Here is a 13,820-nt window from a genome sequence, read left to right as displayed (position 1 = left end):
TAGGTGGTACTATGAATTTTTATATTCAGCAATCTATTCAAATTAATATGATTAAAATAGAAGGGATATCGAATTCATCCGTTTTCCAAATAGGGAGCGCCGGACTCATAAAACCTGTCTCCCACCTTTATAATACCGGCGGATTTACCCAGCCTGCACCGGAAGCAGAAAAACCGGGTACAACAAGTCCGCAAGGTTTAATTTCACAGCCCGCTGTGCCTTTAGGCCCGCCTGCAGCACCAACTGTATAATTCTTTTAAATTTACAACATTTGATGAGGTGGTTTGTTTGACACAAGATTTGTATACCTACATTCAACAAATGCATACACTAGTCCATTCACAGGAAAAAAGAATACGCGAGCTCGAGAAGACGTTGAAGAATCTGCAACAGGAAGTAAACAATCTTAAATCCCGTCCACCTGTTCATGTTGATACCATACAATATAAATTTGATCAACTCAAGGTTGAAACTTTAGAAGGAACGTTAAACATCGGTTTAAACCCATCTGACCTCGAAGGAATTGAAGATTTTGAAGTTGAAAATAAGAATATTGCAACTCCCAGCTCCCCTAAAGATCAGATGGAACGGACAATGGAAATCGAGGATCGAATCTATCAATATCTAGAAACGGACTTAAAACCCCTAATAAATAAGTATGAGGAACAGCTTGATAGGAAAGTAGATGATGCCTATATTGATTTTATTAGGGAGGATATCAAAAAACAGCTTCCAAATCGAATTGATCATTACTTAAAACAAATCCCAATCAATGAACGTTCTGCCGAGGCAAAAGGCAAAGTGAATGACCATATTGAAAAGCAAATAAAACAAGATATCGAAAAGGCTGTTCTTACTTTTCTGCAAAACCTTCCAAATAAAGAAAAGGACTGATCATATATGAATTTTCAAGTATATAATCGAGAACTCGATGTCGGGAATATTCGAATTAGCGGTGTAGCGAGCTCTTCTCTCGTTTTAGTCGGCGATACAGAAGTGATTCAATTGGCGTCGATTTTTGATACCCCTGCTGAATCATTAATTATAGGACCATTTGTCCCATTAAACCCGCAAGGTTAAGGATATGTTAAATAAGAGAACTTCCTATGTAAATCACATCACGATTGATTCACTTGCCACCACTTCGACTTTTGAAATTGGAGATTCGACGGCTATTCATGCATTTTCAAGAGCTATTGCTATTCAGAGAGAACAAGAACTATTTTTTAGTAACGAAGCAAACTTTGATGACTTTGAAATATTCAAAAGGGAAATCCCTTTAGATCCCATTACAGAGGAGCTCACTTATGAATCCTCTCCCATTAATTCATTTATTAAAGTTAATCGAATTGATATTATAGGGGTATCAACTTCATCTATCCTTCATATTGGGAGCAGCAACAATGTTTTTCTTGAAGCTCGAGTTAAGCATATTAGACAGTTAAATGGAAGGAAATAAGAACGCACGCTGATTTGCCCAATGCATACACTGTTATCAGTAAAAAGAAAAGGATGGTATAAATGCCAGCTATTGTAGGTCCTGTGCAGATCGTAAATGTCGGAGGGGGAGTTGTCCAATTCGGGGATACGCTGTTTATCTCTCCTAAAAGTGCTTCGAAAAGTACTTCAGGCTCTGGGGCTGGAAATACCGGAGGATTCATTATCACCAATAATGCCTTCAGTGCAAGTAACAGAGTAGATACAAATGTGGTAGATCAGCCTATTACTGGAAATAATTAAATATACAGATTCCAGTTGAATAGTAATATAAAAACCGATAGAGCTTAAATAGCCCTTATCGGTTTTTTTGTTATAATTTCACCAAGTGTCCACCGTCAAAGAAAAATAGATAACGTTCTGACACTTTCTTCTTTAAGATTTGTTCCAATGCCTGTGTATATAATTCAATTTGAACACGGTAACGATCTTCGAGAATAGGTCTAGCCTCTTTAAATCCACCTTTGTAGCGGTCAGTGATTCCATCTGTTTTATAATCAACCAAAACGAGTCCATGCTCATCCTCAAAAATACAGTCCATTACCCCTTGAATAAGGATATGTTCGTCATTTCCTTCCCAGTTTGGATATGCGGCACGAGCTGAAAAAGCGGCACTAAACGGAACTTCCCGCTTAACATTTTCCGCTGCAAGCAATCTTTCTCCTACATCGCTTCTAAAAAACTGAACAATTTGTTCACAATCAATTACATCTTTTTGATCATTCGTCAGTAATTCCTTTTCAACCATTTCTTCAATCAATAGTTGAATGGCCTTTTCGTCGATATGCTGAGAAAAGTCAATATGCTGCATCACCATATGCATGGCGGTTCCTCTTTCGGCAGGAGTTAATGTTTTTTCCTGCATAAAGCGCGGACGATTTAATAATGGTTTCTTGAATTTAACCATCTCTTGACCACTGTCCTCAATACTCATCTCTCTAGCCCTTTTCATTTCCGAAACGGATTGCTTCGACCGATGAGTAGCCGCGTCTTTAAATGAATATTCCCAGCTTAGCTGCTTCTCAACTTGATCTTTCCACTCTGAATAAATGTTTACAGGTTCACCGCGGAACACTTGATCCAATACAGCTTCCCCGCCTTCTTCCGCAGCTTCATCATCCTTTGAAATCTCATTGACATTCATGATTTCCACTTTCCATTCAGATGGGTGATTTACTATATCTGATGTAAGAATAGACGGGATACTTTCATTTAGTCTTAACTGTTGGCATTCTCTATGTCTAACCAACGCAGGGCCAATCCAATCGAGATAGCTTTTGGCAGAATAGCGGTCATAGTCTTTAAGAAGCCAGTCGTAAGAATTTAGCTGCTGTGTCCATTCCTCCAGCTTTTTTTCAAGCTCTTTAACAGAGGCGATTAAATATAATTCCTCTTTTGCTCTTGTTAAAGCAACATATAAGACGCGCATTTCTTCCGCAAGCATTTCAAGCCTCTTCTTTCCTCTGAACGCTAATTGGGGAAGAGATGGATACGAAATTCTCTTTTCTGCGTTTACATACTTCGCTGCAAATCCATATTCTTTATCAAGCATATAATTCTTTTTCAAATCCATCATATTAAATTGGCGCCCAAGACCCGCAATAAAGACTACAGGAAACTCAAGTCCCTTACTGGAGTGGATCGTCATAATTCGAACAACATCCTCTTGCTCACCAAGAGCACGTGCGGCTCCCAAATCATCTCCACGATCTCTCATCCGTTCAACAAAGCGGAGGAAACGGAACAATCCTCTAAAAGAAGTTTCCTCATATTGCCGCGCCCGATCGTACAGTGCTCTCAAGTTGGCCTGTCTTTGCTTCCCGCCAGGCAGTCCGCCGACAAAATCAAAAAACCCTGTGTCACGATACAATTGCCAAATGAGTTCGGAGAGCGCACCTTGTCTCGCTTGAGATCTCCATTTCTCCAGCATTTCTTGGAATTTACTGATTTTCTCATGCAGTTCTTCTCTTTGAGGAGAAGGCTTCGACTGATGGAAAGATACCACCGCATCATAATAGGCACCACGCCGATTTTGAACGCGGATTAAAGCTAGTTCCTCTTCTGATAAGCCAACAATCGGAGACCTCAGAACAGAAGCAAGAGGAATATCTTGATATGGGTTATCAATAATTTTTAATAATGACATGATAATCGAGACTTCTGTTGCTTCAAAATAACCGGCAGATAAATTAGCATAAATCGGAATGCCTTGTTCTTTAAATTCTTCCATAATTTGCGGCGCCCATGTCATCGAGCGGAGTAAAATGACAATATCTCTGTACATGATTGGGCGATTTGTATTGCTTTTTGAATTGAAGACCTGCTTTCTCTCTTCAATCATCTTTTTTATCCTAGAAGCTATCACTTTTGCTTCAAGCTGTGATTGTTCAAGATCGGCGGCGTCGAATTGGATTGACGCAGCATCCTCATTTTCCTCTTCCACACTTTCTTTTCCTTCTTGATCAATCAACAGTAATTGAATGGGGTGATTCTCGTCTTCCGGATAATTGGCACCTTTTACAAGCTCTGCGGCCTGATCATACTCTATTTCGCCAACCTTAACCCCCATTAGTTGTTTAAAAAGAAAATTAGTGCCATCTAAAATTTCTTTTCTGCTTCTAAAGTTTTTCGACAGATCAATCTTTAAGCCTGTTTCCTCTCCATCCACAGTAAAGCGATTATATTTCCCTAAAAATAAATTCGGCTCTGCTAGACGAAAACGATAAATGGACTGCTTAACATCCCCTACCATGAACAAGTTCCCGTTCTCTTCACTTTCCGCTGTTACAAGTTGGAGAATGGCTTCTTGCACCATATTCGTATCTTGATATTCGTCTACAAAGACTTCTTTAAACTGATTTTTGTAAGATCTGCCTGCATCAGAAGGAATGAGGTTTCCGTCCGTATCCTTTTCTCCTAATATCTGCAGACAAAAATGCTCTAAATCAGCAAAATCAACAAGTCCTTTTTCTTTCTTAACAGCATTAAAAGCGTCAGAAAATCGGTTAATCAGCTCTGCTAAAGTTTCTATATGTGTTGACATTTCCTTCATATCGCGCAGGAAACTTTCCGGTTTTCGCGAAAAGAACTCCCCTTGAATACTTTGAACGGCCTTTTTGGCTTTATCACGCAGTTTTTGAGCCCGTTCTATTAACTCTTTATCGAATTCATCACCTTTACACGGTTTAGCTCTTGAAAAGGAAATTGCCTGCAAAGCAAAATATAATCTTTCCCATGACTCATTCTTTGCCTCCAATAAGCTGTCGATGATTCGGATATCGTCGAGGAAGTTCTCTGCCCGCGGCGCAGGACCTCCGGGCATCTCACTTAATTGGAGGGCACGCTGAAGCAGCTGCTTCGCCCCCTCTAGCTGGAGCTCTATATGATACATTAATGAATGCATAAAGGGGAGTTTCTCTAAAGGAACAGACTCGTCCACCTTATACATCTGTATCATGGATTGTAAATATTGTTCAGGTTCTGGATTCGATCTGGCAAAATCATAAATTTCTCGAACAATATTTTGAAGTGCTAAATCACTGCGATCATTCGAAAAAGTGTCAACGAGAGCATAAAACGATTCATTGTCCTTCTTCCCATACTCTTCCTCAAACAATTCTTCCATAACTTCATCCCGTAAAAGCTGAACTTCCGTCTCATCTCCAATCCGAAATCCCGGGTCCACATCAATTCTGTAATAATATTTACGTATTACCTCAAGACAAAAGGAGTGCAGGGTCGAAATGGACGCTCTATTTAAAAGAGTCAATTGCTTCCTTAGATGCTTGGATGATGGATTTTCGTTAATCGCTTTTTCCAATGCTTCTCCAATACGGTGTTTCATTTCTGCGGCTGATGCATTAGTAAACGTCACGACCAATAATTGATCTACGTTAATGGGGTCGTGTGAAGAAATAATTTTCTTAATAATTCTCTCTACAAGTACAGCCGTTTTTCCTGACCCCGCTGCAGCAGCAACGAGGATATCCTGTCCGCTTGCAGTGATTGCTTTCCATTGATCATCCGTCCATGTTGCCCCTTCAGGCTTCGGTGGCAGGATCATTCTCGTCATGTTCCTCCTCCTTTCTAATTAGCTCCATAATACGTTCCTTCGGTTGTATCAATAGCTTACGATACTGATTTCCTTCCATTGATTCATCGAATTGACAAACTGTTTTATACGAACAAAAAGTACAAGGAGATCGGTCCTTCATTTTATAAGGTGAAATTTCCACCTTCCCGTCCACGATTGCATTTCCCGTTTGAACATACTTACTTCGCACAAAACTTCTTAGTTCGTTAAACTCTTCTTTTTTTGCCACCTTAGAACGCTGCGAAAGTGTACCATCCTTCTTTATTCCTGCAGATATGATCTGCGAATCTCCGGATTCCAGCGTATTATCCATCAGTTTAATGACTCTTTCATCACCCAGCATAAGGCCATTCATTTTAAATTTCTTCAGGAGCTCCTTCTCAATTTCATCTAATGAAAGTATCTTTGTGCTATTAACAATCGGATTATGCACGTGAAAATAAAGAACTCCAGCGGGGTCAGCTTGTTTTCCTACTAACGCGAAAGAGTTTTCGAGAATAATATCTAGATAGGTTAACATTTGCAGGGCAAGGCCATAATAAACTTCATTAATGTTTAAATCTCTCTCACTTGATTTATAATCTATAATTCTTAAAAACACCGAATTATTGTCCTCTGCCTTATCAACTCGGTCAATTCTTCCGATCAACTCCATCTTTGTTCCATTTTTCAATGAGAACTTCATCGCAGGAAGTTTTTGTTTCGGCCCAAACGGAATTTCAAGTCCAACAGGTACAAAATCACTAGCGACCGCATGCTCTTTTAACACATTTGAAGCTCTGCTAATGATTTGCTGAAGCTTTCTTTTAATATAATGATGACGGTTCGAGCTAAGTAGAATTTCATGCTGCAATTTCGGAGCCAATAATTCAACGGCTTCTTTTGCCAGCTTTTCAATTTCTTCCTTTGTCATCTCATTCCATGAAGTTTTGCTGACCATCACCGTTTCCACGATATACTTCAATGCGCCATGAAACAGTTCGCCTATATCGGGAGCTTCTAATCGAAATACCTGTCTTTCGCGAAGCTTTAATCCATGCTGCGCAAAATGGGAGAACGGACAGCTATTAAATAATTCCATTCTTGAAACACTTGCTTGAATACTGTCTCCATATAAATCCTCGGTTGTTTCAGGTGAAAGCGGCGTGGATTGATTTTTATAATTTAAACTAGATAATATTTTCTTAGTCTTTTCACGCCAATTGGGTGAATGCAAGTAATGATTATATACATCCCACCAAATATCATGTATTGGGTAATTGCGCTTCTTTAGCTGCAGCTGTGCCGTTAAAAAGGAAATTGCCGTTAATTCATTAGAAATAAAATCGAGCTGTTCGACTTCACTCATCTCTGACGGTTCTGTCATATAGACATGATGAAGAACATTAGGAAATAAAGATGTAATTCTTTTAATATAAGGTGAGGGCAGCAGCGCCTTTCCTTCTTCATTAGCTAAAGGATAACTGATATACAGCCTGTCTGACGGTGTCGTAAAGGCCGTGTAGGCAATAAACTCTTCATCCAAAAGCTTTATAGTACTGCTCGCTGATATCTTTAGCCCTTTCATTAACAAGTTTTCCCTATCTTCATCCGCCAATATTCCATCATCAGAAAACTTTGCAGGTAACACCCCTTCATTTAATCCAATGACAAAAGCAATTTTCACATCATCTAAACGCGATTTTTCTAAATCTGCTGCCAATACTTGGTCCATTGCCGGCGGAACAAGTGAAAACCTAAAAGATTCCAAGCCTGCATCTAAAATGGAAGCGAATTTTTTCATCGATAGCTGCTCATCACCAAGCATTTCTACAAACTGGTCTAAGAGCTCCATCACCGCATTCCATGCTTGATCATGTTCCCTTGCCTTAATTAGATTTCCCTTTTCTTCTTCAGCTTGTTTCCAAGATTCAAGTTTGGTTGGAATCTCGATTTCTTCTAAAAATAAATAAAGTGCTTCACAGTACTCCCGGCCCACTTCAGCCTTTTTCAGCCTTCTCGATAACCTCAGAATAGGCGAAGTAATCATTGTTCTCAGTTCATTCAATTCGTTCTCCATCTTTAATTCCTCATCGGTTTGGACGGTAGATTCAAATTCAAGACCTCGAAACCGCTTATACTTAAAACGATCGCGCTTTGTCCACTTTTCACCTTGAATTCCATAGGCGAGCACATAGTTCTCCAGCACATCCATTTTTTCTCTGATAAGGGTACGATTTGCTTCTACTGGAAACAATAATTCTGTTTTAACAGCCCTAAAGACAGGCTCATATCTCCAAAATCCATTAATGATTTCTAGACTAGAACGGATTAGTTCCATGAGCGGGTGGTTCAGCATTGTTCGTTTTTGATCGATAAAAACAGGTATTTCATAATCTTCAAAGACCGTCTCAATCGTGTCGTGGTAGTCATGCCCATTCCTCATTAAAAGGGCGATATCACGGTAACGATAGCCTTCTTCTCTAACAAGCTTCCGGATTGTACGGCTAATCCCTTCAATTTCTGCTCTCCTATTTACAGCTTGTCCTAAATGAATCAATGGTTCCTTTGTGTAAGCAACCGCTGGACGGCTGTCAAAATGAGTTTCTAAATGCTGTAAAGAGTCATGAGCCATCCTCATTTGTTCATGCAGCACGAACTCTTCCACTTCAATACCATTTATTCTAGCAATCTCATAAATTGTCTGACATGTTTCACCTGACATACGAAAAAGATGAAGTTCATCAGGAGACTGTTCATAAAATGGCTTATCTAGTGTCAAAGCAATGGTAACACGTCTGCAATGATTCATAAGTTGTTCTACAATCATATATTCTTGCGGCGTAAAACTATGGAAACCGTCAATATAAATCTCCGCACTTTTTAAATATTGTGACTGGCTAATCTTTTCTGCCAGCAGCTTTAAATAATCTTCTGTATCTATATATTTACCAAATAAAGCTTCTTCAAAAGCCTGGTAGATCAATTCCAGGTCATGCAGCTTATCCTGCAGTACTCTTTCTGCACTATCCTGCTCAGATAGAAAATGCTGTTTTTCAGCGAGCTCTTCAGGACGGATGCAATATCGTTTAAATTCAACTAAGATTTGTTCCATTTGTTGAATAAACCCATTTTTATCTGATGCTTTTTCAAAAAGCTTTAGTTCATCTTTTTTGTCATCAATAATTTTTTGAATCAGCATGCTGATCCCTACATTATTTAAATGATATCTGCTGATACCGCCTGTTTCCTGCAATATCCTCCAGGCAAGTCTGGAGAAGCTATACACTTGCGTACGAATCATTCCACTTAATCCGGAGGCTGAGACTAATTTATATTCCGATAAAAAGGTCATTTGATCAGGAACTAAATAGATTAATGGATGACCGTCTGGTTCATGAAGCATATGATTTTGCAGTTCATTCAAGCATACTGTTGTTTTCCCCGTACCAGCTCGTCCAATTAGTAATCGGATTGACATTTGTGAACCTCCTTTATCATTTCTGACCTTTTGTTTTTCACTTAAACATCTTAACACAGAAAATGGTCAAATTATCATTAGACAGTCTTATCATATTTTTCTTAAATTGAGGTAATCTATAAAAGGTATTTTATATATTTGCTAAAACACAATTATAAAGACTATACTTTCTCTATAACTAAAAAATTTCTTAAAAAGGTGACGAACAAATGAACAATGATTTTGAAGTATTAATTGAAAAAGCGATCGTAAATGCCCCTGATTGGCTATCTGAAGACCTTGAAAATATAATGAATAAAACAGAATCACCTATTAGAGAAAGCTACATCGTTACAGAACTCTTTAAAAGGTATACCTTTGGAATAAAGCATATTACTTCAGCTATGAACCGCGATTCTGAGTGGTCCCAGCTTGCACATGATCGGTTGAATTTTATTGATAATAATTTAGATTTGATTCAGTATATGGTCAAGAAACTAAAAGCCGCAAAGTAATACGTTAAATCGGCTAGAACCATCTACATATATACAACCTGCCAACAGTACGCCCTGAGCATATAATATATGGTGGGTGGTGTTAGCAATGGTTTCAAATACTTTTCTAAAGCTTACTGCATTGTTCTTAACGGTAATAGGGGTTTTTGTAGCTAGCAATATTTACACATTAATCCCGCTCTACGGGGCAATTTCACAATCCTTGCAGATCAAGGAAACTCAAGTTGTTCTCGCAGGAAGTTTATTTACAGTATTTTATGCCATTGGGTTATTGTATTTCGGCCCCGCCTCTGATCGATACGGGAGAAAAAAAGTAATAGTAGTTGGACTACTCGCCTCTGCTATCTCTACGTTAGCAGTTGGGCTTTCAGATAGTCTGGTAAGCCTGTTGGTTTCCCGATCGATACAGGGTCTGACCCTTGGCAGCTTCGCACCAGTTGCTTTTGCCTATTCCTTCGATTTATTTTCCCATCGAAAAAGAACCTTATTACTTGTTTTTATTAATACTGGCTTTCTAATGGCTGGTATTATTGGACAGTTAATAAGCTCAACACTCTCGATCCATTTTCAATGGGAATATGTGTTTTACTTTTTTGCAATTTGCTACTTCCTTCTATTTATCTCAGCATTTATTATTTTCCCTAAAGCGCAGCAGCCAGAATTTGAAAAAAAATCTGTGGTCATGATTATGATTAGGCTATTGAAGAACAAGAGCCTCTTAAAATGTTATGGGATTACTTTTACACTTTTATTTTCATTTGTAGCTCTTTACGAGGGGTTCAGCCGGTTTTACGATGGAACAACTGAAGAATTATTCGTCCTTCGGGCTGTGGGCTTAACTGGAGCAATACTATCTCTCTTTACAGGTAAATTAATTGACAAGTTTGGTACAGACAAAACGTTGTTTGCGGGTTTAACTCTCAGTGTGACTAGTATAGTGTTAATGGTTGTTTTCCAAAGCTTATATGCCCTTATGTTCTTTTCAGTCCTATTCGTTGCTTCCATTTCTCTTCTCATTCCTACCATTATTAGTTTAATCGGGATGTTAGGGGCTCTTCATCGTGCAAAAGCTCTTTCCTTATACTCCTTCATTTTACTGATTGGTGCCAGCGTGGCCCCGCCAGTTGCCATGGTCCTTAACTTTCAAGTTCTCCTGCTGCTTTTAGCCGTGTTCTTTTTCTTTAATATGATCTCAGGATATTTGATTTCAAAAGAGCTCAAAGCTAAGTGGAATTATCCTATTTAACGGTACAAAAAATAGACAAAGGGGAGCGAGTAAAAACTCACCCTCCTTTGTCTAGCATTAAAACGAAACATCTACTTCATCTATCGGCCAGTAACGAAGATTGACCTTACCGACCACTTCATCTGCTGAAATAAATCCAAAGTGGCGGCTATCCCAGCTGCCTAAACGATTGTCCCCTAATACAAACAGTTTTCCCTCTGGCACCGTTTCAACCCCGGTAATCTCTGATAACGTGAAGTCTCCTGTAAGCCTTCCAATGATAGTTTGACTGCGGTATTTCTCCAAGAACGGTTCTGCGACCTTTTCGCCATTGACTATTAATTGATCGTCCTTATATTGTATTCGGTCGCCAGGCAAACCAATGATACGCTTCACATAATCCTCATCTTTATTAGCGTGAAAAACAATAACATCAAATCTTTCGAGGTCACTGATTTGATAGCCAATCTTGTTGACAACCAATAAATTACCATCTTTAAGTGTCGGCATCATGGATTCTCCTTCAACCTGATAATTCGAGAAAAAAAAGACGCGTATAAAAAGGATAATAATTAAACCAATTCCTAGTGCTTTAACCCATTCCAAGCCCTCTTTTTTTATCTCCTCATTCATCATGGACACCTCCAATCATTAGTTGCTTTTTTGTTTTTCTTTTTGAGGATGCTGATTTAACCTGCTCTCAATTTGTTTTCCGACCAGCCATAAAATAAAGATAACGACTCCGACAATGATGGTTCGGGTCGGTTGTGTAATAAGTGATCTTACATCATGACCAACAAAACTAATCGTAAAAATCATAACCATTTTTCCTGTCAATACCGCGAGCATATACTGCGCAATGCTTATTTTCGATAATCCGGCTACAATATTCACAATCGCTGATGGTGTAAAAGGAAAGCATAATAACAGAAATAATGGACCAAACCCATGGCTTTCAACCCATAACATAAGCTTTTCAACTTTTTGATGCTTTTTCAAGACATTTAAAAACTTTTTTTGTCCGTATTTACGGATCAGTAAAAATACTAATAATGCCCCAAGCGACGCTCCAATCCAAGAGAAAAGGAAGCCGAACCATAATCCGAATGCGTTAGCGTTAGCCATTACGAATAATACTAATGGTAAAAAGGGGAGAAAAGCCTCTAACAAAGGAAGCAAGATTCCGGGAATAGGCCCTAATGATCGATATTCTGCGATTAACTCCATAATATTCTCTAGTGTAAACCATTCTTTCAGTAATTCTACGTCCACCTAAATAACTCCTTTTACGAAAAAGCACAAACGACCTGCTCCGTATAGTAGTTTCTAATAATTATTGTACACTTTTTTCTTATAACAAGAACATATGGAAGCTTCTATTCAGAAAGAAACTCACCCAGTGCTGCTTTATTTGCTTCAAGGTCAATTGACAACACAGAGGCCCCATTTACTGGTGCATCGTCCCATGAACCATCAACAGGTATTCTCAATGTATCAATACTGCGATTTTCTTTTGATAAAAAGTCCTTCCCTATATATAAAATATCACCGGTACTCATATTCGTATTAATAAAAGGGGTCACAACTCCAATCAACTTTGGCAGCTTAGGTATTGTCTGCAGACTTGTAAGCTGGTCCCCAATTTCCTGGACAACCTCTTGCTGCCTTTGAACCCTTCCGAAATCTCCAATAGCATCATGCCGAAAGCGAACATAACCTAGAAGATGCTCACCATCTAAACGCTGCAGTCCTGGTTCAATCGTAACGCCGATATTATGAGACATTTTTTTCTCCACATTTACTTCTACTCCTTCTGGAAAAGCCTCATCAATTAACTGGACAAAACCTTCAAAATCCACAATGGCATAATACTGAATTTCTAAATCAAAATTTTCCTTAATCGTTTCTCTTAATAATTCAGGGCCGCCATTTGCAAACGCAGTATTAATCCTGCCTTTTCCGTAACCTGGAATCTCTACAAAAGTATCCCTCATGATCGAAATTAACTTGTATGTTGCCGAGCCAGGATGGTACCTTGCAATCATGATTGTATCCGTCCTAGCCTTGTCTTCCCCTCTTGAATCACTTCCGAGCAGCAGAATGTTTATTCCACCGTATTGATCCTTTTTCCCATTAAACTCATACTTTTCCTGTTTTACCGGAACGCCAGTATTCTCTAATGATTGTGAAACCCCTTGATTATACTGGGAATAACTATATATAAACACACCCGCGATCATTACTAAGAGTATCAATAAGAAAAACTTCCATTTTCTTTTCTTTTTTTGTTTATGTCGTTCATATCTCATTGGCTTTTACCTTCCGTTCTGAAAAATAATATCATTCCAATCTATATATATGACTGATTTTTTTAAAAGAAGTTTCTCTTTATTATCTTTCATATTAATACTTTTGTATTAAGGGTATCAAACGTGAACTTGTATTTCTAATTTTATTTAGGAATATTTACTTGACCCTTAAAAATAAAACTGCACCTTTTATTACAAAAAAGGTGCGGTCATTTTTTAAATTTATCGTGATGGTCTAACTGTACAGTACTTGCAAAAGTGATCATTTTTTTATAAAATTAACAACACGAACATTTGTTCTTAACAAAAATACTGAAGGAGATAGGATTATGACTCGAATCCCCGATGAAGATAGAGATATCATTGAAAAAGCGATTTATTTGCCAATGCTTCTCACGATCTTAAATAAAGATTTGGTCATTATTAATAACGGTCCATTCAAACTAAAACAACCTTACCTGAATCTAATCGAAAAAACGATGAAAATGGTTCAAGCGGAACTTACAGAAGTGAAGAGGTATATGAACAAACATAATCTGAAAGTATATGAAAAAAATCGAGATGAAGCCTTCACCATGTATACATTCTTTTATAAAGGCTACGAAGAACATCATAATTACTTTAATCCAAGGATACGAAATAAGGTACAGGAATTATTAGATTACTACTTTGCCAATCACAATAGGGCAAATCCTTCTCAAAATCAAAATAACTCCTGCTAATATTTCGGAGACTAACGTTA

At 38.3% G+C, this 13,820-nt stretch carries 13 protein-coding genes; 8 read left to right on the top strand and 5 right to left on the bottom strand.

From position 1 onward, the window contains the following. The first annotated feature begins 11 nt into the window (after positions 1-11). The 5 genes from CZ487_RS05540 to CZ487_RS05520 all read left to right on the top strand — a co-directional run bounded on the left by CZ487_RS05540 (position 12) and on the right by CZ487_RS05520 (position 1,740). Positions 12-251, top strand: a complete 240-nt coding sequence (locus CZ487_RS05540; protein WP_077211144.1) for a spore germination protein GerPB — start codon at positions 12-14, stop codon at positions 249-251. A 37-nt stretch (positions 252-288) separates the two neighbouring features. Further along, a complete protein-coding gene (gene gerPC, locus CZ487_RS05535; RefSeq protein ID WP_077211143.1) occupies positions 289-894 on the top strand; it encodes a spore germination protein GerPC in 606 nt (201 codons plus the stop codon). Between the two features lie 6 nt (positions 895-900). Beyond that, entirely contained in the window at positions 901-1,080 is a 180-nt protein-coding gene (locus tag CZ487_RS05530; protein WP_077211142.1) for a spore gernimation protein GerPD, read from the top strand. A gap of 4 nt (positions 1,081-1,084) precedes the next feature. Continuing rightward, a complete protein-coding gene (locus tag CZ487_RS05525) occupies positions 1,085-1,459 on the top strand; it encodes a spore germination protein GerPE (protein WP_077211141.1) in 375 nt (124 codons plus the stop codon). Positions 1,460-1,521: 62 nt separating this feature from the next. Then, positions 1,522-1,740: a spore germination protein gene (locus CZ487_RS05520; RefSeq protein ID WP_077211140.1), complete on the top strand. Its 219-nt coding sequence runs from the start codon at positions 1,522-1,524 to the stop codon at positions 1,738-1,740. Positions 1,741-1,810: 70 nt separating this feature from the next. On the opposite strand, the gene addA is transcribed toward CZ487_RS05520, so the two are convergent. Both addA and addB read right to left on the bottom strand, forming a co-directional pair. Beyond that, on the bottom strand, positions 1,811-5,569 hold the full coding sequence (gene addA, locus CZ487_RS05515; protein ID WP_077211139.1) for a helicase-exonuclease AddAB subunit AddA: 3,759 nt from the start codon (positions 5,567-5,569) through the stop codon (positions 1,811-1,813). Beyond that, positions 5,538-9,050: a helicase-exonuclease AddAB subunit AddB gene (gene addB, locus CZ487_RS05510; RefSeq protein WP_077211138.1), complete on the bottom strand. Its 3,513-nt coding sequence runs from the start codon at positions 9,048-9,050 to the stop codon at positions 5,538-5,540. Before addB ends, addA begins: the two co-directional genes overlap by 32 nt. 209 nt (positions 9,051-9,259) lie before the next feature. Between addB and CZ487_RS05505 the strand changes: the two genes are divergently transcribed. Both CZ487_RS05505 and CZ487_RS05500 read left to right on the top strand, forming a co-directional pair. Beyond that, on the top strand, positions 9,260-9,544 hold the full coding sequence (locus tag CZ487_RS05505) for a hypothetical protein (protein WP_077211137.1): 285 nt from the start codon (positions 9,260-9,262) through the stop codon (positions 9,542-9,544). Between the two features lie 88 nt (positions 9,545-9,632). Next, complete coding sequence (locus CZ487_RS05500; RefSeq protein WP_077211136.1) at positions 9,633-10,790, top strand: MFS transporter; 1,158 nt, start codon at positions 9,633-9,635, stop codon at positions 10,788-10,790. 57 nt (positions 10,791-10,847) lie between these two features. Here the strand turns inward: CZ487_RS05500 and lepB are convergent, their stop codons facing one another. From lepB to CZ487_RS05485, 3 genes are all read right to left on the bottom strand, one after another. After that, on the bottom strand, positions 10,848-11,402 hold the full coding sequence (gene lepB / locus CZ487_RS05495; protein WP_077211135.1) for a signal peptidase I: 555 nt from the start codon (positions 11,400-11,402) through the stop codon (positions 10,848-10,850). Between the two features lie 18 nt (positions 11,403-11,420). Further along, positions 11,421-12,041 carry a TVP38/TMEM64 family protein gene (locus CZ487_RS05490; RefSeq protein ID WP_077211134.1) on the bottom strand — a complete coding sequence of 207 codons (621 nt, stop codon included), beginning with the start codon at positions 12,039-12,041 and terminating at the stop codon, positions 11,421-11,423. Between the two features lie 104 nt (positions 12,042-12,145). Beyond that, positions 12,146-13,078: an LCP family protein gene (locus tag CZ487_RS05485; protein WP_077211133.1), complete on the bottom strand. Its 933-nt coding sequence runs from the start codon at positions 13,076-13,078 to the stop codon at positions 12,146-12,148. Between the two features lie 329 nt (positions 13,079-13,407). On the opposite strand from CZ487_RS05485, the gene CZ487_RS05480 reads away from it, so the two are divergent. After that, positions 13,408-13,800, top strand: a complete 393-nt coding sequence (locus CZ487_RS05480; RefSeq protein ID WP_077211132.1) for a YhjD family protein — start codon at positions 13,408-13,410, stop codon at positions 13,798-13,800. The last annotated feature ends 20 nt before the right edge of the window (positions 13,801-13,820 follow it).

This window comes from Robertmurraya dakarensis (genome assembly GCF_900156875.1).
Lineage (GTDB): Bacteria > Bacillota > Bacilli > Bacillales > Cytobacillaceae > Robertmurraya > Robertmurraya dakarensis.
Note: the sequence above shows the minus strand (reverse complement) of the source record. Positions and strands in the feature narration are given on the sequence as shown.

Coding starts and splice junctions, on each gene's coding strand:
- CZ487_RS05520 (WP_077211140.1), top strand. CDS start 1,522: ATGCCAGCTATTGTAGGTCCTGTGCAGATCGTAAATGTCGGAGGGGGA.
- CZ487_RS05525 (WP_077211141.1), top strand. CDS start 1,085: ATGTTAAATAAGAGAACTTCCTATGTAAATCACATCACGATTGATTCA.
- lepB (WP_077211135.1), bottom strand. CDS start 11,402: ATGAATGAGGAGATAAAAAAAGAGGGCTTGGAATGGGTTAAAGCACTA.
- CZ487_RS05530 (WP_077211142.1), top strand. CDS start 901: ATGAATTTTCAAGTATATAATCGAGAACTCGATGTCGGGAATATTCGA.
- CZ487_RS05485 (WP_077211133.1), bottom strand. CDS start 13,078: ATGAGATATGAACGACATAAACAAAAAAAGAAAAGAAAATGGAAGTTT.
- CZ487_RS05500 (WP_077211136.1), top strand. CDS start 9,633: ATGGTTTCAAATACTTTTCTAAAGCTTACTGCATTGTTCTTAACGGTA.
- CZ487_RS05505 (WP_077211137.1), top strand. CDS start 9,260: ATGAACAATGATTTTGAAGTATTAATTGAAAAAGCGATCGTAAATGCC.
- addB (WP_077211138.1), bottom strand. CDS start 9,050: ATGTCAATCCGATTACTAATTGGACGAGCTGGTACGGGGAAAACAACA.
- CZ487_RS05540 (WP_077211144.1), top strand. CDS start 12: ATGAATTTTTATATTCAGCAATCTATTCAAATTAATATGATTAAAATA.
- CZ487_RS05480 (WP_077211132.1), top strand. CDS start 13,408: ATGACTCGAATCCCCGATGAAGATAGAGATATCATTGAAAAAGCGATT.
- addA (WP_077211139.1), bottom strand. CDS start 5,569: ATGACGAGAATGATCCTGCCACCGAAGCCTGAAGGGGCAACATGGACG.